Raw genomic sequence first — 20947 nt, 5'->3', positions numbered from 1 at the left:
ATTCGTCCGTCCGTACAGAGGGGACGAACGGCCCCATCCCATGGTTGTACAGTTGCGCAATGTAGCAAGCTTTTCTGGAGACGCTTCCGGCGGTACTGACCGTCGGCCGACGAGAAGAAGGGTGGGGTGGACATGCTCCGCAACGGCCTGGAGCCCTGGCACCTGCTCATCGTGGCGATCGTGGTCATGGTGATGTTCGGATCGAAAAAGCTGCCCGACACCGCCCGCGCGCTGGGCAAGTCGATGCGCATTCTCAAGAGCGAGGCGAAGGCGATGAAGGAGGACGGGCCGGCCGGCCCTGCTTCCCCAGCCGCTCAGGCCGCTCCGGCCTCCGAGCCCGAAGCGGCTGCGGGCGCGGCGCATTCGGTGGGGTTGATGGAGCAGTCGGATGTGACTCCGGCGTCGGAGCCGATGCCTTCCGGCGTTCAGCAGGCGCCAAAGGCGGTCTGATCGACGCGTGGACCGGCGTCGGTGGACGGCGCAGGGCGTCCAGGTGTACTGATCCGCAGGGTTGTTGACTCGGCTGCGAGGGTGGCCGGCCCGCCTGATCGGCATCGGCCTTGCTCGGGATCGTGCCCTTGATCCGCGGTACGTCGCGTTGCGGGATCACCCTGACCTGGTCCGACCTAAGGACTCCGGGCTTCGGGCTACGGCTTCGGGGCCGGGTACCGGGTCCGGCTTCCGGCTACGAGGCGCGGCTTTCGCCTGGGAGGTCTTGATTCCGGCTACGAGGTCCGGATTCGGGTTTCACGTGAAACCCCCGCGCGGGCCGATGGGAGCTGCGCGGGGGGTTCTGCGTCTGGGTTGGCTGTGTCTGGGTTTCTGCGTCTGGGTTTCTGCGTCTGGCGGTTCAGGCCGCGAGACGCGCGGCAAGTGCCTTGGCCTTTGACGCCGCCTCTTCCAGCGCCTTGGCGCGGGAGGTCTCGGCGAGCGGGATGAGCTCGGCCATGGCGGGCTGGGAGGCTGCCAGGGTCAGTTCGGGGACGATGAAGTCGACCTTGGCGCCGAACATCCCGGTCAGCAGCTTCTCCAGGTAGTTCTGGACGAATTCGAAGCTCTCCCGGGGAGTTCCGGGAGCGTAGGAGCCGCCGCGGCTGGCTACGACCGTGAACGGGGTACCGGCCAGCGGGCTCTCCGCGCCGCCGGCGTTGTAGCCGACGATGATCGCGTGATCGAGCCAGGCCTTGAGGGTCGAGGGAATCGAGAAGTTGTACATCGGGGCGCCGATCAGTACCGCGTCCGCCTCGGCGAGCTCGTTGGCAAGCTCCGCGCGGAGCGGTGACTCGGTGCCCGCGACCGCGGCAGCGGCGTCCAGGTGCGGCAGGGGATGAGCGGCAAGGTCGCGGTAGACGACCACGCCCTCGGGGTGCTGATCCCGCCAGGCGTTCACAAAAGCGGCGGTGACGTCACGGGACGCGGAACCCTGCGGGAAGACAGCGGAGTCGATGTGCAGAAGTGTGGCCATGTCGTTCTCCATGAAGCGTGAGTGGGGGCGTGATCCGGAAAACTATGCGTACCTATGTTAAGCATAGTCACTTACTTTTCCGCAGCTACTCACGAAGGGTCCGTACTCAGTACCCTGAGGGCATGGCGGAACACGGCGAGCGGGCGTGCAAACAGGTCGGCGGGGCGATCACGCGCGTCTTCGAGCTGCTGGGCAAGCGCTGGACGGGTCTGATCGTGGCTGTTCTGATGCAGCAGCCGGTGTACTTCGCCGATCTCCGGCGGGCCATTCCCGGTATCAGCGAGCGGATGCTCTCCGACCGGCTGACCGAGCTCGCGGCAGCAGGCCTGCTCGTGCGCGAGGTGGATGAAGGGCCTCCGCTGCGGGTCTCCTACCGGCTGACCGAGGCGGGCAGGGCGCTGGAGCCCGCCCTCAAGGAGCTCGGGCAGTGGGCGGAGGTGTACCTCCCGGACGCCGGCGGACCCTGCTGACCAGGCGTGACCAGGTGCACCGGGTTCTGGGCCGGGGCTGCTCGAAGGCCCCGGTGCAGAAGGTGCGAGTGGCGCGCGGAAGGTGCAGGGGTGCGGGGTGGCCTGCGGGAGGCGGGACGGCTCTCAGCTCAACTCCGCCGAGTTGCACCGCAGTAGGTCAGCTCAACTCCGCCGAGTTGTACCGCAGCAGGTAGGTCGCGAAGCGGTCGAGGTCCTCTTCGCTCCAGTCCGCCAGCCGGTTGCGAACGGCCGCGCGCCGGCTGCCCTGGGACGCGGCGAGTTTCCTCGTGCCGGCTTCGGTGGGGTGGAGCACCTGCACCCGCTGGTCGTCGGCGGCGGGGCGCCGCTCGACCAGGCCGAGTTTCTCCAGTACCGCGAGCTGACGGCTGACCGTGGATTTGTCCAGCATGTAGTGCGCCGCGAGATCGGTCGCGCGGCAGCCCTGGCTGTCGTCGATGTGCGCGAGCAGGGTGTACGAGACCAGGGGCAGCTCGGGGTGGAGGCGGGCGGCCGTAGCGCGGGCGCGCCGGGCGAACGCCGTCAGCTCGCGCTGGATGGTGTCGACGGACGCGTCGTGGCCCCGGGGGTCTGTGCCGGTCATGTTTTGCCCTCCTAGTTATTAGTTGTATAGTACAACTCAAATGGAAGTTGTAAAAGCCAACTAGCATTGACCAGCAGGAGAGGTGTCCGATGTCCGCAGGTTCCACGAACGGTGCCGTCAGTACGGGGGCTGCTCTGCGCCATGTCCTCGGCCATCTCGTCACGCCCCTGCTGATGTGCGTCGGGATGGGGCTCGCGTATCTGGGGGCATTCCATTCTCCGCAGCCGCATGAACTGCGGGTCGCGGTGGTCGGCTCCGGGCCGAGCGCCCAGGTGCTGGCGCAGACGCTGCACGACAAGGGGGACGGTGCGCTGGACGTCCGTACGGTCCCGGACCGCGGCACCGCGGTCGAGCAGCTGAAGGACCAGGACGTGTACGGCGCCTTCGTGCCGAACGGCAAGAGCCCCGAACTGGTCGTGGCGTCCGCGTCGTCCGACACCACGGCCACCGCGGTGGAGAAGGTGTTCACGCAGGTCGCGGCCCAGCAGGGCGAACCGCTCGAGGTGACCGACGTGGCGCCGACAGCGAGCGGCGACCCGACCGGGCAGGGCATTTTCTTCCTCCTGGTCGCCCTGAGCATCGGCTCGTACGCCTCGGTCGCGGTGATCGGCGGAGCCGGCGGAGTGCTTCCGCTGCGGATCAGGGCGCTGCTGGCGCTCGGGACTTCACTGGTGGTCAGCGCGATCGGTGCCGCTTTCGCCGGGCCGGTGTTCCATCTGGTCGACCATGGACTCCTCGGGGTCTGGGCCATGGCGTGGATCTACTCGGCAGGCATTCTGCTCGTCGGCGTGGGGCTGCACACCTTCCTGAAGCGGTGGACGACGCTCGGCGTGATGGTGCTGTTCGTGATGCTCAACTTCACGAGTTCCGGCGGGATCTTCCGGCCCGAACTGCAGCCCGGATTCTTCGGCGCCCTGCACGCCTTCTGGAACGGCGCGGGCTTTGTGGAGGGTGTGCGCAGCCATGTGTACTTCGGTGGCCACGCCCTCGGCGGCAATGTGCTGGTCCTGGCCTTCTGGCTGCTGGCGGGGCTGGTCGTGATGGGCGTTGCGGGGCTGGTCGAGGCGGGCCGCCGGAAGTCGGCCGCGCGGGAGGTCACGCGGACGGCAGCCGTAGCGGAGACCCGGCAGCCCGCCGAAAAGCGGGCAACAGACGAGACCGAAGAAGCGACAGCAGAAGCGATGGCAGAACGGGCCGAAGAGGAGGCCGAGGAAGAGGAGCTGGCGGTGGGTGTGTGAGTGGGCTCCGGGCAGGGGCCTCGACGCCGGGGCTTCCGGGCATGGCCGAGCCGGGGACCTCCGGCCGTGCCTGAACGGCTCTGCTGTACAGCGGAGTTGTCCACAACCGGGTAGTTGTCCACAGGCTCGAACGGGTTCCGGCAGGCGGCGGTACGGTCGTCCGCAGTCGGTGCTGAACGAGGGATCGGTCGAGGGGCTGATCAAGGGATCGGTCGAGCGTCGGTCGAGGGATCGGTCGAGGTTGGAGGGGGCTCCATGGACGAGCAGGTACGTATCCCGGCGGTGGTCGGATTCGCGCGACGCGAGGCCGGTGCTCCGCCTGGTCCGCATCAGCCGCCGCAGTCGCGTTCGCCGAAGGGCGCGGGCAAGGAGTTACGGGCCCGCGTCCCCCGGTCCTCCCACGGTGCACTCGCCCCGGACGGGAGACGCCCGGACGCGGTGCAGGCGGTTGAGGCGTCCAACCGGGGCAGGGTGCCCGGCCTGGTACCGATACGGGTGGGCCGGATGTCCGCCACCCCTTTCGCCTTCCTGCGCGGTGCCGCCGGGTTGATGGCGCACGACCTCGCGGATACGCCGGTCACGGGCGTGGCCGCGCAGATATGCGGTGATGCGCACGCGGCCAACTTCGGTCTTTACGGCGACGCGCGGGGCCGCCTCGTCATGGACCTGAACGATTTCGACGAGACCGAGAGGGGCCCGTGGGAGTGGGACCTCAAGAGGCTGACGACCTCCTTGGTGCTGGCCGGACGGCAGGCCGGAGCCGACGAGGACACCTGCCGGGCCGCGGCTTTCGACACGGTGGGGGCCTACCGGCGCACCATGCGGCTGCTGGCGAAGCTGCCGGTGCTCGACGCGTGGAACGCGATAGCCGACGAGGAGCTGGTCTCGCACGCGGACGCGCACGATCTCGCGGGGACGCTCGAGCGGGTCTCCGGGAAGGCCCGCAGCAACACGAGTGCGCGCTTCGCCGCCAAGGCGACGGAGGAGTGCGGCGACGGCCGTCGGCGCTTCGTGGACGCTTCCCCGGTGCTGCGCCGGGTGCCGGACGCGGAGGCGGCAGCGGTGGCCGGCTCGCTCGCGGAGTATCTCGGTTCCCTGCCGCACGACCGGCTTCCGCTGCTGGCGCGGTACGCGATCCACGACGTGGCGTTCCGGGTGGTGGGCACGGGCAGCGTGGGCACTCGCTCGTATGTGGTGCTGCTGCTCGATCACCGGGGTGAGCCACTGGTGCTTCAGGTGAAGGAGGCGCGGGCCTCGGCACTGCTGCCGTATCTGCCCGCGGCCGGTTTCCCGTCCGGGCGGGCGGAGCACCACGGGCGCCGGGTTGTGCTCGGGCAGCAGCGAATGCAGGTGGTCAGCGACAGCCTGCTGGGCTGGACGACGGTTGAGGGGAGGCCGTACCAGGTGCGGCAGTTCAGGAACCGCAAGGGCAGCGTGGACCCGGCGGCACTGGCGGCCGACCAGATCGACGACTACGGCCGGATGACCGGCGCGCTGCTGGCCCGGGCCCATGCGCACAGCGCGGACCCACGGCTGATAGCCGGGTACTGCGGGAAGAGCGAGGAGCTGGACGAGTCGGTGGCCGCGTTCGCTGTGGCCTACGCCGACCGTACGGAGGCGGATCACGCGGATCTGGTGGCAGCGGTGCGGTGCGGGCGGATGGCCGCCGAGCCGGGAGTGTGACCGGTGAGGTCCGGGGCGCCCGTAGGCTGGACGGGTGACGGAGGATGCCACCGGGGGCACGACCACCCGGAACGACGACGACCAGAGCGGGCAGCCCATGGGCGAGCAGCGGCCGGAGGCGCGGCTGGAGAAGGCTGTACGCGCCGCCGAGCAGGCACTGATCGAGTTCGAGATCGCGGTGGAGACGTTCCGGGTGGAGGTGGAGAACTTCTCCCGGCTGCACCACCAGAGACTCGGCCCGATGTACGCGCGCCTGGATGAGCTCGACGCGCAGCTCGCCGAGGCCAGAGCCGCACGCAGCGGTGACCCGGAGGACCTGGTCAAGGCTCAGGAGGCACGGGCCATGGTGATGCCCATGCCCGGTGTCGACGAGCTGTTCCACGACTGGATCGACTCGGAGGGGCTGCCGCCCGAGGCGCAGGCCATGCTGAACGAGCAGCCGGTGCAGCCGCCGAAGCGGGTACGGCCCAGCGAGGAGGCCCGCAAGCTCTACCGCGAGCTGGTCCGGGAGGCGCACCCCGACCTGGCGCAGGACGATGCGGAACGGGATCGGCGTGACGAGTTCATCACGCGCGTCAACGCCGCCTATGCGCGGGGGGACGAGGCCGGGCTGCGGGAGCTGGGCGAGGAGTGGGCCGCCGGTCCGGTCCAGGAGGCTGCCGAGCCGAGTGAGAGCGACGAGCTCTACGCCAGGCTGGAGTGGCTCTCCCAGCGCAAGGAACTGCTGTCCCTGGTCGCTCACGAGCTGGAGGAGAGCGCGATCGGCGCGATGCTCCGGATGGCGCCCGACGACCCCGACCGGCTGCTGGAGGAGATCGCCGAGCAGCTGCTCGCCCAGGTCTCCGAGCGGGAGGCCGAGCTGGCGGAGATGGTGCAGTAGCGTTCCCCGGTGACCCCTGCCGTGTGTCTACGAGAGAAGGCATGATCCATGAATTTCGCCCCGCTGCCCCAGGTGGATATCGCGGCAGTACCGGCCGACGGTCTGCTGCTCGATGTCCGGGAGGACAACGAATGGGCGGCCGGGCATGCGGAGGGGGCGCTGCACATTCCGATGAGCGAGTTCGTTGCGCGCTTCGGTGAGGTGACCGAGGCGGTGGCCGAGGGCGGGCAGGCGTTCGTGATCTGCCGGGTCGGCGGCCGTTCCGCCCAGGTCACCCAGTACTTGGTGCAGCAGGGCATCGACGCGGTGAACGTCGACGGTGGCATGCTCGCCTGGGAAGGCGCGGGGCGGCCGATGGTGACGGACGGCGGGGACCCGGCGTACGTCCTCTGACTGACATCCCGCCGGGCTCTACGCCCGGCAACCCCGCCCTGAATTTCCGCTGAATTCCCCCGAATTCCACTGGATTTCGCCGCCGGTGACCACGCCATCGTGCCGGCTGGCCTGCTCAGCCCAGTGGGTGGGTGGCCAGCAGGTCGCCGAGTGCTTCCTCGTGGGCCGCGGCCGGGCCGAGTGAGAGTTCCAACTGCTTGGCCCAGGCGTGGTACCGGTGCAGCGGGTAGTCGGTGTCCGCCCCGAAGCCGCCGTGCAGATGCTGTGCGGTCTGGACGACACGGCGTACGCCCTCGGAAGCCCAGATCTTGGCCACGGCGATGTCCCCGGCCGCGGGAAGCGGGCCGCCCGCACTGGTGGAGAGGCGCCAGGCCGCCTGCCAGAGCGTCACTTCCATGGCGCGCAGGTCGATGTAGCGGTCAGCGGCCTGGACGGCGACCGACTGGAAGGTGGCGACCGGGAAGCCGAACTGTTCCCGCTTGCTCGTATAGGAACTGGTCATCGTCAGCACCCCCTCGCCCAGGCCCAGAGCGAGCGCGCAGGTCCCGGTGGTCAGCAGGTCCCGCAGGAACTCCCAAGCACCGTCGGCCTCGATGACATCGCGGTCCGCGAGGCGTACCGAGTCGAGTCGCACTTCCGCGAAGCGCTCTCCATTCGTGGAGATCTGCTCGGCCAGAGCGAGCCCAGCCGTACCGGCGGTTGCGGCCGCAGTTCCAGCAGCATCAGCAGCTCCACCGTTATCAGCAGTACCAGCAGTCTCATTGGTGCTGCTGCCACTTGGCCCAGTGGCTTCCTGCTGCTCGCGGGAGATCAGTGCGAGCACGCAGCTTCCCGTGGGCGTGTGGGCCGGTACCGCGATCCGGTCCGACGTCTGCGCCCAGGGCACACCGGTCTGCATCCCGTCGAGAACCCAGCCGTCCCCGTCGCGCCGTGCGCTGACAGCGAGTTCGGCGGGATCGTGGCCCGTGCGACCGTTGGCGCCGACGGTGAGGACCAGCTCGCCGCGTCCCACAGCCGGCAGAATCGTGTCACTCAACTCCGCGCTGCCGTAACGCTGTACGGCCATCGCGACCGCGCTGGTCTCCAGTAGCGGTACCCGGGCCAGCACCCGAGCCGACTCGCGCAGGACCAGACAGAGTGCGATCGGCCCCAGCCCGGCCCCGCCGTGCTCGGGCGCCACGACCAGGCTCAGCAGATCCGCCTCCGCCAGCTTCCCCCACAGGGCCCGGTCGAAGTCATCGGCCACGGCGCCCGCGGTAAGTGCGGGGCTGGGTACCCCGTCGGGCGCGACGCCCGAGAAGACTGCCTTTGCCGCCTCTACGGCCGCCTGCTGCTCCTCGGTGAAGGTGAAGTCCACAGCCATGTCCTCCCGCGCCGACCTGCTTCGCCTGTCCAGCATTTCTGATGCGGCGTCAGATTAGGGCAACGGGCCGTGATGGGGAACACCGGTGACGCAGGGATCCGGATTGACCTCAGCGGTCGAAATCCAGCTCCACTTCCGGCGTCAGCGGGTGCGACTGACAGGCCAGCACATAACCCGCTTCGGTCTCGTCCGGCTCCAGCGCGTAGTTGCGGTCCATCCGTACCTCACCCGAGACCAGGAACGCCCTGCATGTCCCGCAGACGCCTCCCTTGCAGGCATACGGTGCGTCGGAACGGCTCCGCAGAACCGTCTCGAGAAGCGAATCCCCTTCCCGTACCGGCCAGTTGCCCGAGCGTCCGTCGAGCGTGGCGGTCAGCGTGCTGTGTGCCGGAGCGGCAGTCGACGCCGGACCGGCGGATGCCGCGGCGGGGGACGTCCCGTCGTCGACATGGAAGATCTCCTGATGGATACGGGTCCTGTCCACTCCGAGGCCGTGCAGCGCCCGTTCGGCACCCTGCACCAGTCCGAACGGGCCACAGAGGAACCACCCGTCCACATCCGCGACCGGCAGAAGCTCCGGCAGCAGTCCCGTCAGCCGCTCGTGGTCGAGCCGACCGGAGGGCAGGCCGGACTGCTGCTCCTCCCGGGAGAGCGCGGTCACCAGCTGAAAGCGGTCCGGCCAGCGGTCCTTCAGATCGGCGACCTCGTCGAGGAACATCGTGGAGGCAGCGGTGCGGTCGCTGCGGATCAGACAGAACCGCGCATCCGGCTCGCGGGCCAGCAGCGTCGCAGCAATGGAGAGCACCGGTGTGATGCCGCTGCCTCCCACGATCGCCGCGAACCGGCCCGGACGAGGCTGGAAGGCGAAGCGGCCCATCGGAGCCATGACCTCGACGGTGTCCCCGACGCTCAGCTCCTTGAGCGCGTACGTGGAGAACTCGCCGCCCTCCACCAGCCGCACCCCGACCTGTACGACCGGCTCGTCGGGGGCTTCGGCTGCCGGGGTGCAGATCGAGTACGTACGGCGGATCTCCGCTCCGCCCACGATGCGGCGCAGGGCCACATGCTGGCCGGGCGTGTGGCGGAACGCGTCACGGAGCTCCGCGGGGATGGCGAAGGTGATGGCCACGGCGTCGTCCGTGAGCTGTTCGACCGCGCTGACCCGGAGCGGATGGAACATCTACAACTCCTTGAAGTGGTCGAAGGGTTCGTGGCAGGAGGTGCAGCGGCGCAGCGCCTTGCAGGCCGTGGAGGAGAACCGGCTCAGCAGCTCGGTGTCGGTCGATCCGCAGTGGGGGCAGCGGATGGACAGGGCAAGTGCGACAGGACCGGTCGGGCGCGGGGGAGCTATCCCGAACTCGGCCAGCTTGCGCCGGCCCTCCGCGCTGATGTCGTCCGTCGACCAGGCCGGTGACAGCACCGTGCGCACCGAGACGTCCGGTATTCCGTGTTCGTGGAGGACCCGTTCTATGTCGGACGACATCGACTCGATGGCCGGGCAACCCGTGTAGGTCGGGGTGAGCTCGACCGCGACCCGTCCGGGTCCGAGGATCTCCACGCCGCGCAGCACTCCCAGCTCCTCCAGTGTCACGACCGGGAGTTCGGGGTCGGGGACCGCTCCCGCGAGGCGGCGCAGTTCGGCTTCGAGAGGTGTGGTGGTCACCATGTCGCCCCCGGATGACTGCGGTGCAGATGCTGCATCTCGGCGAGCATCCGTCCGAACGGTTCGGTGTGCAGTCCCTGCCTGCCCGCCCCCGCGGACCAGGCCCCGGCCCGCGCTCCGTCCGGCACGGACAGCGTGGCCCGCGACAGCAGCACCGTCACCGATTCGGACCAGTTGTCCTCCAGGCCGGCCCAGTCCACGTCCACCCCTTCGACCGGCTGGAACATCTCGCCGGTGAAGCGCCACAGCGCGTTCAGCCCCCGCTGTATCCGCTCATGGCTCTCGGCCGTCCCGTCGCCCAGCCGCAGCGTCCACTGCTCGGCGTGGTCCTGGTGGTAGGCGACCTCCTTGACCGCCTTCGCGGCGAGCGGCGCGAGCGGGCCGTTCCCGCCGGCCAGCCCGTCGTACAGCAGGTGCTGGTAGGTGGAGAAGAAGAGCTGCCGGGCGATGGTGTGCGCGAAGTCGCCGTTCTCCTGCTCGACCAGCTGGAGGTTGTGGAAGGCGCGCTCCTCACGAAGGTACGCGAGCTCGTCCTCGTCCCCCACCAGGGACAGCAGGACCCGCGCCTGGCCCAGCAGGTCGAGAGCGATGTTGGCGAGTGCCACCTCCTCCTCCAGGACCGGCGCGTGACCTGCCCACTCGCCCAGCCGGTGCGAGAGGACCAGTGCGTCGTCGCCGAGGGCGAGAGCCGCCGTCATAGGTGCTGCACCCCTTCCGGGATCTCGTAGAACGTGGGGTGCCGGTAGGGCTTGTCACCGGCCGGTTCGAAAAACGAGTCCTTCTCGTCGGGCGAAGACGCGGTCACAGCGGTGGAGGGGACCACCCAGATCGAGACGCCCTCGTTCCGGCGGGTGTAGAGATCGCGGGCGTGATGCAGAGCCATCTCCGCGTCCGGCGCGTGCAGGCTGCCGCAGTGCGTGTGGGCCAGCCCGCGCCGCGAACGCACGAACACTTCCCACAGCGGCCAGTCCCCGGCGGCCGGGCTGTTCTCGGATGTGGCGGTCATGCGCGCGCCTTCCCTTGCTCTGCTGCGCCGGCGCTCTTCGCCGCGCCGGCTGCTGTCTTCGCGGCGTACACGGTCGCCGCCTCCCTGACCCAGGCGCCCTCCTCGTGGGCCCGGCGGCGCTGGCTGATCCGCTGTTCGTTGCAGGGGCCGTTGCCCTTGAGGATTTCCTTGAACTCGGCCCAGTCGATGCTGCCGAAGTCGTGCTGGCCCCGCTCCTCGTTCCACCGGAGATCGGGGTCGGGAAGGGTGAGCCCCAAGGCCTCGGCCTGGGGGACGCAGATATCCACGAAGCGCTGGCGCAGGTCGTCGTTCGAATGCCGCTTGATCTTCCAGGTCATGGACTGCGCGGAGTGGGCGGACTCGTCGTCAGGGGGGCCGAACATCATCAGCGACGGCCACCACCAGCGGTCCACGGCGTCCTGGGCCATCGCGTGCTGCTCCGGCGTGCCGCGGCTGAGGGTGAGCAGCAGCTCGAAGCCCTGGCGCTGGTGGAAGGACTCCTCCTTGCAGACCCGGACCATGGCCCGGGCGTACGGGCCGTAGGAGCAGCGGCAGAGCGGCACCTGGTTGGTGATCGCCGCGCCGTCCACCAACCAGCCGACCGCGCCGACATCGGCCCAGGTCAGCGTGGGGTAGTTGAAGATCGACGAGTATTTCTGGCGCCCGGAGTGGAGCTTGTCGAGCAGCTCTTCGCGGCTCGTGCCCAGGGTCTCGGCCGCGCTGTACAGATACAGGCCGTGTCCTGCCTCGTCCTGGACCTTCGCCATCAGGATCGCTTTACGGCGCAGTGAGGGGGCTCGAGTGATCCAGTTGGCCTCGGGCTGCATCCCGATGATTTCGGAGTGGGCGTGCTGGGCCATCTGGCGGACGAGCGAGGCGCGGTAGGCGTCCGGCATCCAGTCCCGTGGCTCGATCCGCTCGTCCGCGGCCACCGCGGCGTCGAAGGCGGCCTGCCTCGCCTGTTCGGGTCCTGCCACGGCCCCCGCCGAGGGGCCTGAGGCCGCCGAGGGCCGTGGTGCCCCGTCCGTCCCGTACGCCACTGTCGCCATCGCGTGCCCCCTACCGACCGATCGTTCGGTTCATGGACTTCAATGGTGGGGCGAGGGCCCTTAGGGTGTCAACCCTGTGGATAACTGGCCTGAAGACCGGCGGGCACCAAAGGGGATCGGGGCGGGATGGATTCGTACGACAGTGGGGAGCCCGGAGCGAGCGGGCCAGGAGCTCCATCTGTGCCACGAGAGCCCCTGAAGGTTCCGGGGCCGCGTGAGACGGCCGGGTCCCATGGCGCCCCCGAGCCCGACGGCGCCCCCGGGCCCCGGGAGGCTGTCCGCGACCGCGAGTCCCCTGGCGCCGCTACTGGGGCGTCCCGTGGGATCCTCGCCCTCTCCTTCCCGTACCAGGTGGCCGCGGCCATCGCGCTCGGGCTGATCGGGGTGCTGACCGCCGTGCACCTCTCGATGGTCTTTCTGCATGTCGCGCCGTCGAACACCGTGAGCAAGCAGTACGGCAAGGCGGTGGACGACTGGATCTATCCCGAGTTCGAGCAGAACTGGAAGCTCTTCGCGCCCAATCCGCTTCAGCAGAACATCGACGTTCAGGCCCGTGCCGAGATACGGACGAAGGGCGGAGGGATCACCACCACCGGCTGGACCGATCTGTCGGCCGAGGACGGGGCAGCCCTCCACCACAACCCTCTCCCCAGCCACGTCGACCAGAACGAGCTCCGCCGGGCCTGGGATTTCTTCACCGGCTCGCACAACAACGACAACCAGCCGATCGGGCTGCGGGGTGACCTGTCCGAGCGCTACATCCGCCGCATCGTCGTCATGCGGATGAGCGACGGACAGCAGAGCGGTTCCACGGTTGAGCGGATACAGGTGCGCTCGGCGACGTCTTCGGTGAAGGCGCCCCCGTGGAGTCGCGAGAAGATCGACACACGGGCCTCCTACCGGGTCCTGCCCTGGTGGGCGGTTGTCCCTGCGGACCGTACGGAGGGCGACCGGTGAGCTCAGCCAGCAGCACCAACAACAACACCGGCACCGGCACCGGTAACAGCGCCGGCACCAGCAACAACACCGATACCGGTTACAGCAACAAGAACGGCACCCTCAGCAACGTCAGCACCATGATCGCCCGCGGTATCCAGCGCATCACCGAAGCCCCGTTGGGCCGCTATCAAAGCGCCGTGGTCCGGATCGGGTTCTCCGTCACCTGGCTGCTCTTCCTCCTGCGGGAGCTGCCGCACCGCCGCGAGCTGTACGGGCCGCATTCCCCGTGGGACTGGGGCATGGCGAAGCAGCTCATCGACGGCAATCACGCGTTCACCGTGCTGATGTGGTCGGACTCCACGGTGTGGTTCGAGGTGGTCTACGCCCTCGCCGTGCTGTCCAGCGTGCTGCTGCTGCTCGGCTGGCACACGCGCTTCGCCTCCGCGCTGTTCATGGTCGGCGTTCTGTCCCTGCAGAATCGGTCCATCTTCGTGGGCGACGGCGGCGACAACGTCATCCACATCATGGCGATCTACCTGCTGGTGACGCGCTGTTCACAGGTCTGGTCGCTGGATGCACGCCGAGCGGCCCGCACCGCGAAGGCTGCCGATGCCGCGAAGGGCACCGGCGCCGCGAAGGCCGGCGACGGCAGTGGCGCCGCCGGCACCGGCCCCTCCCGGGACCGGGTCGGGCCCCTTCTCTGGTCCCTGCTCGGCATCGCACTCGCCGTCATCACGCTGCTCGGAAAGACGAGCGGCGGCTGGGAACTGATCTTCTGGGCGATGTGGCTGGTCCAGGGCGTGTGGTGGGTCGTGTGCCGTATCGCGCCGGGTGAGCCCCGCACCTTCCTCGACGTGGTCGCCAACCTCGCGCACAACGCCGGCCTCGTCGTGATCATGGCCGAGGTCTGTCTGATCTACTCGACGGCCGGCTGGTACAAGATCCAGGGCTCCCGCTGGGAGGACGGGACGGCCCTCTACTACCCGCTCAATCTGCATTACTTCTCGCCCTGGCCCGGACTGTCCTCGCTGCTTGCCACCAGTGGCGTGCTGGTGATGCTGCTGACGTACGGCACGGTCATCGTTCAGGTGGCCTTCCCCTTCACCCTCTTCAACCGGCGCGTCAAGAACGTGCTGCTGGTTGCGATGATCCTTGAGCACGGCGGCATCGCGGTGCTGCTGGGGCTGCCGTTCTTCTCGATGGCGATGATCGCGGCCGACGCGGTCTTCCTGCCGACCGGTTTTCTGCTCTGGCTGGGCGGCCGCGCCGCGATGGTCACCGCACGCACGCGAGCAGGCGCGCGGAAGAGGGCGCCGGGTGATCACCCCACGGCCGAGGGCGAGCAGGGCGAACAGCCCCGTACGCTCGTGGGGTGACCAGCGAGCCTTCCCCCGAAGCACCCGAAGCACCCGAAGCACCCGAAGCACCTGTAGAGCCCGGAGCGACCGCAAGGCCGGACACGGCCGCGCAGCAGGTGCTTTCCGGCGAGCCGACTCAGTACGACGATGCCTTCGTATCCGAAATCGGTGTCGGACCGCACCCGCTGCCGTGGCCCGAGGGTGCGCAGTACGACCAGGAACTGCTGGCCGCAGGGGACCGCCGCAATGTGGTCGACGCCTATCGGTACTGGACGCGGGAGGCGATCGTCGCCGACCTGGACACCAGGCGGCACGACTTCCATGTCGCCGTCGAGAACTGGAGCCACGACTTCAACATCGGGTCGGTCGTCCGCACCGCCAATGCCTTTCTCGCCAAGGAGATCCATATCGTGGGGCGGCGGCGCTGGAACAGGCGTGGGGCCATGGTCACCGACCGCTACCAGCATGTGCGTCACCACCCGGACACGGAGTCGCTCACGGCGTGGGCTGCGGCCGAGGGCTTGCCGATCATCGGGATCGACAACCTGCCGGGAGCGGTTCCACTGGAGCGGACCGAGCTGCCGCGGCGGTGTGTGCTGCTGTTCGGGCAGGAGGGCCCCGGACTGACGGAGGATGCGAGGAACCACGCGGAGCGGGTCTGCTCGATCGCTCAGTTCGGCTCGACGCGGTCGATCAACGCGGGTGCGGCCGCCGCGATCGCCATGCATGCCTGGGTGCAGCGGTACGCAGAGATCGACTGACCGGCCCCACCCCCGTACTGTCGCAAGCGGTGGGCCCCGGCCCGCGGCAAGCTGCCCCGCCCGGGGGCCAACGGCCCTGCGGCCAGGGGCTCAAGGCCGGACAACCGCCCACGGCCGACCCGGCCCGAGGCCCCTTGTGGGCGACCCCGGGCCGCAGGGCTGCTGCCCCGGCGTCTCACGCCTGGCGGCGGACCTCCACCGTCCGGAACCTGTTGGCCACGAACGCCCCGTCGCACAGCGCCGCGTTCGCCGCGGGGTTGCCGCCCGAGCCGTGGAAGTCCGAGAAGGCGGCGGTCTGGTTGACGTAGACGCCGCCCGTCAGATTCAGGGAGAGCTGGGCGCACTCCTCCAGACAGACCTCCTCCACGGCCTGCTCCACCTCGGTCGATGTGGTGTACGCGCCCACCGTCATCGCTCCCTTGTCGTGGATCGTGCGGCGGAGCAGGTCGAGTGCGGACCCGGTCGATTCGACGGCCACCGCGAACGAGACAGGGCCGAAGCACTCGGACAGATAGGCCGCGTCGGCGTCCGCCGTGTCCCAGTGCTTCCGCGCGCCGTCCAGCTTGACGATCGCGGGCGTACGGACCACGGCGTCCGGGAAGTCGGGGTGGATGATCTCCCGTGACGCGAGGGCCACTTCGCCGAGTCCCGCAGCTGCTTCGAGGCGGGCCCGTACATCAGGGTTGACCAGCGCGCCCAGCAACGCGTTCGCCCGGGCGTCGTCGCCCAGGAGCCCCGACACCGCCGCTGCGAGGTCGGTGACCACCTCGTCGTACGTCTTGTGGCCTGCGTCCGTGCTGATGCCGTCGGACGGGATCAGCAGATTCTGCGGAGTGGTGCACATCTGGCCGCTGTACAGGGAGAGCGAGAAGGCCAGATTGGAGAGCATGCCCTTGTAGTCGTCCGTGGAGTCGATGACGACCGTGTTGACCCCGGCCTTCTCCGTGTAGACCTGCGCCTGGCGGGCGTTGGCCTCCAGCCAGTCGCCGAAGGCGGTCGAACCGGTGTAGTCGATGATCCTGACCTCCGGGCGGACGGCGAGGGACTTGGCGATTCCCTCGCCGGGCCGCTCGGCGGCCAGCGCGACCAGATTCGCGTCGAACCCGGCCTCGGAGAGGACGTCGCGGGCCACCTGGACGGTGAGGGCGAGCGGCAGCACCGCGCGCGGGTGCGGCTTGACCAGGACCGGGTTTCCGGTGGCCAGGGAGGCGAACAGGCCCGGATAGCCGTTCCAGGTGGGGAAGGTGTTGCAGCCGATCAGCAGGGAGATGCCGCGGCCGACCGCGGTGAAGGACTTCCGCAGTTCCAGTGGGTCGCGCTTGCCCTGCGGCTTGGACCAGTCAGCCGACGACGGCGTCCTGACCTGCTCGGCATAGGCGTACGCGACGGCCTCCAGGCCGCGGTCCTGGGCGTGCGGGCCGCCCGCCTGGAAGGCCATCATGAACGCCTGGCCACTGGTGTGCATGACCGCGTGGGCGAATTCCGGTGTGCGGGCGCTGATCCGCGCCAGGATCTCCAGGCAGACCACGGCCCGGGTCTCGGGGCCGGCGGCGCGCCACGCCGCCGTTCCCGCGCTCATCGCCGGCAGCAGGACGTCCAGGTCGGGGTGCGGATAGGTGATGCCCAACTCGACTCCGTACGGCGATACTTCGCCGCCCGTCCAGTCGTCGGTGCCTGGCTGGCCCAGATCGATGCGCCCGCCCAGCAGGGCGTCGAAGGCCGCTTTTCCGTCACCGCTGTATGCCTTGGGGTGCTCGGGGTGGGGCGTCCAGTACGCACGCGTACGGATCGCTTCGAGGGCCTGGTCGAGCGTGGGCCGATGGGTCTGGGACAGCTCGGTCAGCTGCATCGCGGGACAACTCCTCGTCGAGCTGCGCAGGACAGGTGGACAGAGTTAGAGTAACCGAACGATCGGTCGGGACAAGGGGGTCCGCTCAGACTGTGGATAACTCAGTACGGGAAGATCGGCCCATGACCGCCACCGCACACCTGTCCGCCCTCGCGCCGAGCCGCACCGTCGCAGTAGTCGGCACCGGCACCATGGGCCAGGGGATAGCCCAGGTCGCCCTGGTCGCCGGACACCCGGTGCGCCTCTACGACGCGCTGCCGGGCCGCGCGGAGAAGGCCGCCGAAGCCATCACCGCCCGGCTGGACCGGCTGGTCGAGAAGGGGCGCATGGACGCGCCGCAGCGCGACGCCGCCCGGGACCGGCTGCTGCCCGCCGCGGATCCGTCCGAGCTCGCCGACGCCGCGCTCGTGATCGAGGCGATCCTCGAACAACTCCCGGTCAAACAGGAACTCTTCACCACTCTTGAGGAGATCGTCGCCGAGGACTGTCTGCTCGCGACCAACACCTCGTCCCTCTCCGTGACCGCCATCGCGGGCGCGCTGACGCACCCCGGCCGTTTCGTCGGGATGCACTTCTTCAACCCGGCGCCGCTGCTCCCGCTCGTCGAGGTCGTCAGCGGCTTCGCGACCGACGAATCGAGCGCCGCGTGCGCGTCGGCGACGGCGAAGGCCTGGGGCAAGACCCCGGTCCGCTGTACCGACACCCCCGGCTTCATCGTCAACCGCATCGCCCGCCCCTTCTACGCCGAGGCCTTCGCGGTGCACGAGGAGAGGGGCGCCGACCCGGCCACCATCGACGCGGTGCTGAGGGAGTCCGGCGGCTTCCGGATGGGTCCCTTCGAGCTGACCGACCTGATCGGCCAGGACGTCAACGAAGCGGTCACCCGCTCGGTCTGGGAGTCCTTCTTCCAGGACCCCAAATTCCGTCCTTCGCTGGCCCAGCAGCGGCTCGTCGAGTCCGGGCGGCTGGGCCGGAAGAGCGGCCGCGGCTGGTACGCGTACGGGGAGGACGCTGTCCGGCCCGAGCCGCACACCGCCCCGGCCACCGAGGCCCCGTCCGGAATCACCGTGGAGGGCGATCTCGGGCCCGCGGCCGAGCTGGTCGCGATGGCCCGCGAGGCCGGGATCGCGGTGCGCGAGGACGAGGAGGACCAGGGGTGCAGGATCGTGCTGCCCAGCGGGGGCCAGCTGGTGCTCGCCGACGGGCAGACGTCCGCCGAGTTCCGTGATGTCGTCTACTTCGACCTGGCGCTCGACTACCGGTCCGCCACCCGCATCGCGCTGTCGGCATCCGAGGTCACCGGCTGGGAGACCCTGCGCCAGTCGATCGGGCTCTTCCAGTCCCTCGGCAAGAAGGTCAGCGTCATCGGGGACGTCCCCGGCATGATCGTCGCCCGTACGGTCGCGATGATGGTGGACCTCGCGGCGGACGCCCTGGCCAGGGGCGTCGCGTCCGCGCAGGACATCGACACGGCGATGCGGCTCGGCGTGAACTACCCGCTGGGACCGGTCGAATGGGGGCGCAGGCTCGGCCGCGCCTGGGCGCACGAACTGCTGGACGAGCTCCACGCGCGCGTGCCCGGCGGCCGCTATGCGCCCTCGCTGGCGCTGTACCGGCAGTCGTACGTCCATCCGGAGAAGGGCGGGACGGTCTGATGAGCACCCCCAAGCGGGACACGTACACACCGGAGACCCTGCTGACGGTCGCCGTGCGGGTCTTCAACGAGCGTGGCTACGACGGCACGTCCATGGAGCACCTCTCCAGGGCCGCGGGTATCTCCAAGTCGTCGATCTACCACCATGTCGCGGGCAAGGAGGAGCTGTTGCGACGAGCGGTCAGCCGCGCCATCGACGGGCTCTTCGGTGTCCTGGACGAGCCGGGGGCGGCGCGGGGGCGCGCGATCCAGCAGGTCGAGTACGTCACGCGCCGTACGGTCGACGTGCTGATGGCGGAACTCCCTTACGTGACCCTCCTGCTGCGGGTGCGCGGCAACACGAAGACCGAGCGCTGGGCGATGGAACGGCGCCGGGAATTCGACCAGCGGGTGGCCGATCTGCTGAAGGCGGCGGTGGCCGAGGGCGATCTCCGCTCCGACGTGGACATCCGGCTGGCGACCCGGCTGCTCTTCGGGATGATCAACTCGCTGGTCGAGTGGATCCGCCCGGCGCAGGGCGCAGGTCCTGACGCGGATCAGCTGGCCGAGACCGTCGTACAGCTGGCGTTCGAAGGGCTGCGCACGGCTCCGGCCCGCTGACGGGACGGCCGCGACCAGCCCCCTCGAAGCTGACGGACGGCCGCGCCCGGCCCCTCGAAGCTGACGGGACGGCCGCGCCCAGCCCCTTCTCATCTGGCTGGTCCAAGCCCCTGCGAACCTGCATCCGGCACGGGCGCCGGACCTCGGTCTCACCCGTCGGACGGCTTGGCCGGGTCCAGGTCCGTTTCCTCGAAGACCAGCAGAGTCCGGGTCGAGAGCACTTCGGGGATCGCCTGGATCTTCGTCAGGACCAGCTCACGCAGCGCCCTGTTGTCGGCGCTGTGCACCAGCAGGAGTACATCGAAATCACCGCTGACCAGCGCGATGTGCGCGGTGCCCGGCAGCTCGGTGAGCTGCTGGCGGACCGTGCGCCAGGAGTTCTGGACGATCTTGAGAGTGATGTACGCGGAAGATCCCTGGCCGGCGCGCTCATGGTCGACCCGGGCGCTGAACCCGCGGATCACGCCGTCCTCGATCAGCCTGTTGATACGGGCGTACGCATTGGCGCGCGACACATGGACGCGATCGGAGACGGACCGTATCGACGCGCGGCCGTCCTGCTGGAGGATCCGCAGGATGTCGCGGTCGATGGCGTCCAGCGGGCGGGCGGGAGGGCGCCCGCCCTCGTCGGCCAATTGTTCAGCTGCCACCTGCCCCCGCCTCTCCGCCATGGACGACCTGCTCCTATCCCAGGCTGTGGAGAACCGTTTGTCCACAGGCTGAAGGGGTCAGTAGCCAAAATGCGCTTTCGACCGAACAATCGGTAGGTGAGGCGCATCACACGACGGTGCGCCCTCCCGCTCCCACGAGGAGGTGTCTGGCATGACGGTCCAAGAGCTGCCCGGTGCTACTGCCTACCCGGCATGGAAGCTCCGCACCGATCCCGCACCGCTGCTCCCCGACCCGGAGCCGTACCGGGTGCTCGGTACGGAGGCCGCTGCCGGGCTCGACAGGGAGCTGCTGCTCCGGCTGTACGACGCCCTGGTGCACGGCCGCCGTTTCAACACGCAGGCGACGGCCCTCACCAAGCAGGGCAGGCTCGCCGTCTATCCGTCGTCCACCGGCCAGGAGGCGTCCGAGGTGGCCGCCGCGCTGGTCCTGGAGGAGCGGGACTGGCTCTTCCCCAGCTACCGCGACACCCTCGCGGCCGTGGCCCGCGGGCTGGACCCGGTCGAGGCCCTGACGCTCCTGCGCGGCGACTGGCACACCGGGTACGACCCGCGTGAGAGCCGGATCGCCCCGCTCTCCACACCACTGGCCACCCAGCTTCCGCACGCGGTCGGCCTGGCGCACGCCGCCCGTCTGGCCGGGGACGACGTGGTCGCGCTGGCGATGGTCGGCGACGGCGGGACGAGCGAGGGCGACTTCCACGAGGCGCTGAACTTCGCCGCCGTGTGGCGCGCTCCTGTCGTCTTCCTCGTGCAGAACAACGGCTTCGCGATCTCCGTGCCCCTCGCCAAGCAGACCGCCGCCCCCTCCTTGGCCCACAAGGCCGTGGGATACGGCATGCCGGGCCGGCTCGTCGACGGGAACGACGCGGCGGCGATGCACCAGGTGCTCTCCGAAGCGGTCCGACGGGCGCGGACCGGCGGCGGTCCGACGCTGATCGAAGCGGTGACCTACCGGATGGACGCGCATACGAACGCCGACGACGCCACGCGGTACCGCGCGGACGCCGAGGTGGAGGCCTGGCGGGCGCACGACCCGGTCCGGCTCCTGGAGGGCGAGCTGACCGGGCGCGGGCTTCTCGACGAAGAGCGCAGAGGCGCGGCTGCCGAGGCCGCCGAGGCGATGGCGGCGGATCTCCGAGGACGGATGAACGCCGATCCGCTGCTCGATCCCATGGACCTCTTCGCGCAGATCTACGACGTACCGACGCCGCAGCTGCGCGAGCAGTCGGAGCAGCTGCGCGCCGAGCTGGAAGCGGAGGCCGGCCGGTGACCACGACGGTGACCACAGCCGCGGTGAAGCCGGC

The 20947-nt window shown here is 69.5% G+C and carries 22 protein-coding genes; 12 read left to right on the top strand and 10 right to left on the bottom strand.

The window, feature by feature from the left end:
• Nucleotides 1–132 precede the first annotated feature (132 nt).
• Nucleotides 133–450 (top strand): Sec-independent protein translocase subunit TatA, encoded by a 318-nt coding sequence (tatA, locus tag OG285_RS16890; protein WP_356826912.1) that lies wholly within the window; start codon nt 133–135, stop codon nt 448–450.
• Between the two features lie 400 nt (nt 451–850).
• Here the strand turns inward: tatA and OG285_RS16885 are convergent, their stop codons facing one another.
• A complete protein-coding gene (locus tag OG285_RS16885; protein WP_356826745.1) occupies nt 851–1465 on the bottom strand; it encodes an NAD(P)H-dependent oxidoreductase in 615 nt (204 codons plus the stop codon).
• 122 nt (nt 1466–1587) lie between these two features.
• Between OG285_RS16885 and OG285_RS16880 the strand changes: the two genes are divergently transcribed.
• Nucleotides 1588–1935: a winged helix-turn-helix transcriptional regulator gene (locus OG285_RS16880; protein WP_371791435.1), complete on the top strand. Its 348-nt coding sequence runs from the start codon at nt 1588–1590 to the stop codon at nt 1933–1935.
• 157 nt (nt 1936–2092) lie between these two features.
• Here OG285_RS16880 and OG285_RS16875 read toward each other — a convergent pair whose 3' ends face one another.
• The gene (locus OG285_RS16875) at nt 2093–2536 is read right to left on the bottom strand and encodes a MarR family winged helix-turn-helix transcriptional regulator (protein ID WP_371791434.1); all 444 of its coding nucleotides are present in this window, start codon (nt 2534–2536) and stop codon (nt 2093–2095) included.
• 89 nt (nt 2537–2625) lie between these two features.
• On the opposite strand from OG285_RS16875, the gene OG285_RS16870 reads away from it, so the two are divergent.
• The 4 genes from OG285_RS16870 to OG285_RS16855 all read left to right on the top strand — a co-directional run bounded on the left by OG285_RS16870 (nt 2626) and on the right by OG285_RS16855 (nt 6730).
• The gene (locus OG285_RS16870) at nt 2626–3774 is read left to right on the top strand and encodes a hypothetical protein (protein ID WP_371791433.1); all 1149 of its coding nucleotides are present in this window, start codon (nt 2626–2628) and stop codon (nt 3772–3774) included.
• Nucleotides 3775–4029: 255 nt separating this feature from the next.
• Entirely contained in the window at nt 4030–5457 is a 1428-nt protein-coding gene (locus tag OG285_RS16865) for a DUF2252 domain-containing protein (RefSeq protein WP_371791432.1), read from the top strand.
• 34 nt (nt 5458–5491) lie between these two features.
• Nucleotides 5492–6337 (top strand): hypothetical protein, encoded by an 846-nt coding sequence (locus OG285_RS16860; RefSeq protein ID WP_371791431.1) that lies wholly within the window; start codon nt 5492–5494, stop codon nt 6335–6337.
• Nucleotides 6338–6385: 48 nt separating this feature from the next.
• The gene (locus OG285_RS16855; protein WP_328329035.1) at nt 6386–6730 is read left to right on the top strand and encodes a rhodanese-like domain-containing protein; all 345 of its coding nucleotides are present in this window, start codon (nt 6386–6388) and stop codon (nt 6728–6730) included.
• A gap of 115 nt (nt 6731–6845) precedes the next feature.
• On the opposite strand, the gene OG285_RS16850 is transcribed toward OG285_RS16855, so the two are convergent.
• From OG285_RS16850 to paaA, 6 genes are all read right to left on the bottom strand, one after another.
• The gene (locus OG285_RS16850) at nt 6846–8087 is read right to left on the bottom strand and encodes an acyl-CoA dehydrogenase family protein (RefSeq protein ID WP_356826910.1); all 1242 of its coding nucleotides are present in this window, start codon (nt 8085–8087) and stop codon (nt 6846–6848) included.
• Nucleotides 8088–8202: 115 nt separating this feature from the next.
• Nucleotides 8203–9273, bottom strand: a complete 1071-nt coding sequence (locus OG285_RS16845) for a 2Fe-2S iron-sulfur cluster-binding protein (protein ID WP_371791430.1) — start codon at nt 9271–9273, stop codon at nt 8203–8205.
• Entirely contained in the window at nt 9274–9759 is a 486-nt protein-coding gene (gene paaD / locus OG285_RS16840; protein WP_356826738.1) for a 1,2-phenylacetyl-CoA epoxidase subunit PaaD, read from the bottom strand.
• Entirely contained in the window at nt 9753–10454 is a 702-nt protein-coding gene (gene paaC, locus OG285_RS16835; RefSeq protein ID WP_371791429.1) for a 1,2-phenylacetyl-CoA epoxidase subunit PaaC, read from the bottom strand. Before paaC ends, paaD begins: the two co-directional genes overlap by 7 nt.
• Complete coding sequence (gene paaB, locus OG285_RS16830) at nt 10451–10762, bottom strand: 1,2-phenylacetyl-CoA epoxidase subunit PaaB (RefSeq protein WP_328329045.1); 312 nt, start codon at nt 10760–10762, stop codon at nt 10451–10453. Before paaB ends, paaC begins: the two co-directional genes overlap by 4 nt.
• Entirely contained in the window at nt 10759–11811 is a 1053-nt protein-coding gene (gene paaA / locus OG285_RS16825; protein WP_371791428.1) for a 1,2-phenylacetyl-CoA epoxidase subunit PaaA, read from the bottom strand. The genes paaB and paaA overlap by 4 nt, the downstream gene beginning before the upstream one ends.
• 180 nt (nt 11812–11991) lie before the next feature.
• Here paaA and OG285_RS16820 point away from each other — a divergent pair, with 180 nt between their 5' ends.
• The 3 genes from OG285_RS16820 to OG285_RS16810 all read left to right on the top strand — a co-directional run bounded on the left by OG285_RS16820 (nt 11992) and on the right by OG285_RS16810 (nt 14869).
• Complete coding sequence (locus tag OG285_RS16820) at nt 11992–12768, top strand: DUF5819 family protein (protein ID WP_371791427.1); 777 nt, start codon at nt 11992–11994, stop codon at nt 12766–12768.
• 119 nt (nt 12769–12887) lie between these two features.
• Nucleotides 12888–14126, top strand: coding sequence for an HTTM domain-containing protein (locus tag OG285_RS16815; protein WP_371793554.1), 1239 nt, complete (start codon nt 12888–12890; stop codon nt 14124–14126).
• Between the two features lie 98 nt (nt 14127–14224).
• Nucleotides 14225–14869, top strand: a complete 645-nt coding sequence (locus OG285_RS16810) for a TrmH family RNA methyltransferase (RefSeq protein ID WP_356826907.1) — start codon at nt 14225–14227, stop codon at nt 14867–14869.
• A 175-nt stretch (nt 14870–15044) separates the two neighbouring features.
• Here the strand turns inward: OG285_RS16810 and paaN are convergent, their stop codons facing one another.
• The gene (gene paaN, locus OG285_RS16805) at nt 15045–16718 is read right to left on the bottom strand and encodes a phenylacetic acid degradation protein PaaN (RefSeq protein ID WP_356826735.1); all 1674 of its coding nucleotides are present in this window, start codon (nt 16716–16718) and stop codon (nt 15045–15047) included.
• Between the two features lie 122 nt (nt 16719–16840).
• Between paaN and OG285_RS16800 the strand changes: the two genes are divergently transcribed.
• Nucleotides 16841–18373: a 3-hydroxyacyl-CoA dehydrogenase gene (locus OG285_RS16800; protein ID WP_356826734.1), complete on the top strand. Its 1533-nt coding sequence runs from the start codon at nt 16841–16843 to the stop codon at nt 18371–18373.
• Nucleotides 18373–18972 carry a TetR/AcrR family transcriptional regulator gene (locus OG285_RS16795; protein WP_371791426.1) on the top strand — a complete coding sequence of 200 codons (600 nt, stop codon included), beginning with the start codon at nt 18373–18375 and terminating at the stop codon, nt 18970–18972. Before OG285_RS16800 ends, OG285_RS16795 begins: the two co-directional genes overlap by 1 nt.
• Before the next feature lie 149 nt (nt 18973–19121).
• On the opposite strand, the gene OG285_RS16790 is transcribed toward OG285_RS16795, so the two are convergent.
• On the bottom strand, nt 19122–19643 hold the full coding sequence (locus OG285_RS16790; RefSeq protein ID WP_356826732.1) for an Lrp/AsnC family transcriptional regulator: 522 nt from the start codon (nt 19641–19643) through the stop codon (nt 19122–19124).
• 151 nt (nt 19644–19794) lie between these two features.
• Here OG285_RS16790 and pdhA point away from each other — a divergent pair, with 151 nt between their 5' ends.
• A complete protein-coding gene (gene pdhA, locus OG285_RS16785; RefSeq protein ID WP_356826731.1) occupies nt 19795–20913 on the top strand; it encodes a pyruvate dehydrogenase (acetyl-transferring) E1 component subunit alpha in 1119 nt (372 codons plus the stop codon).
• The last annotated feature ends 34 nt before the right edge of the window (nt 20914–20947 follow it).

The sequence above is a fragment of the Streptomyces sp. NBC_01471 genome (assembly GCF_041438865.1).
Lineage (GTDB): Bacteria > Actinomycetota > Actinomycetes > Streptomycetales > Streptomycetaceae > Streptomyces.
Note: the sequence above shows the minus strand (reverse complement) of the source record. Positions and strands in the feature narration are given on the sequence as shown.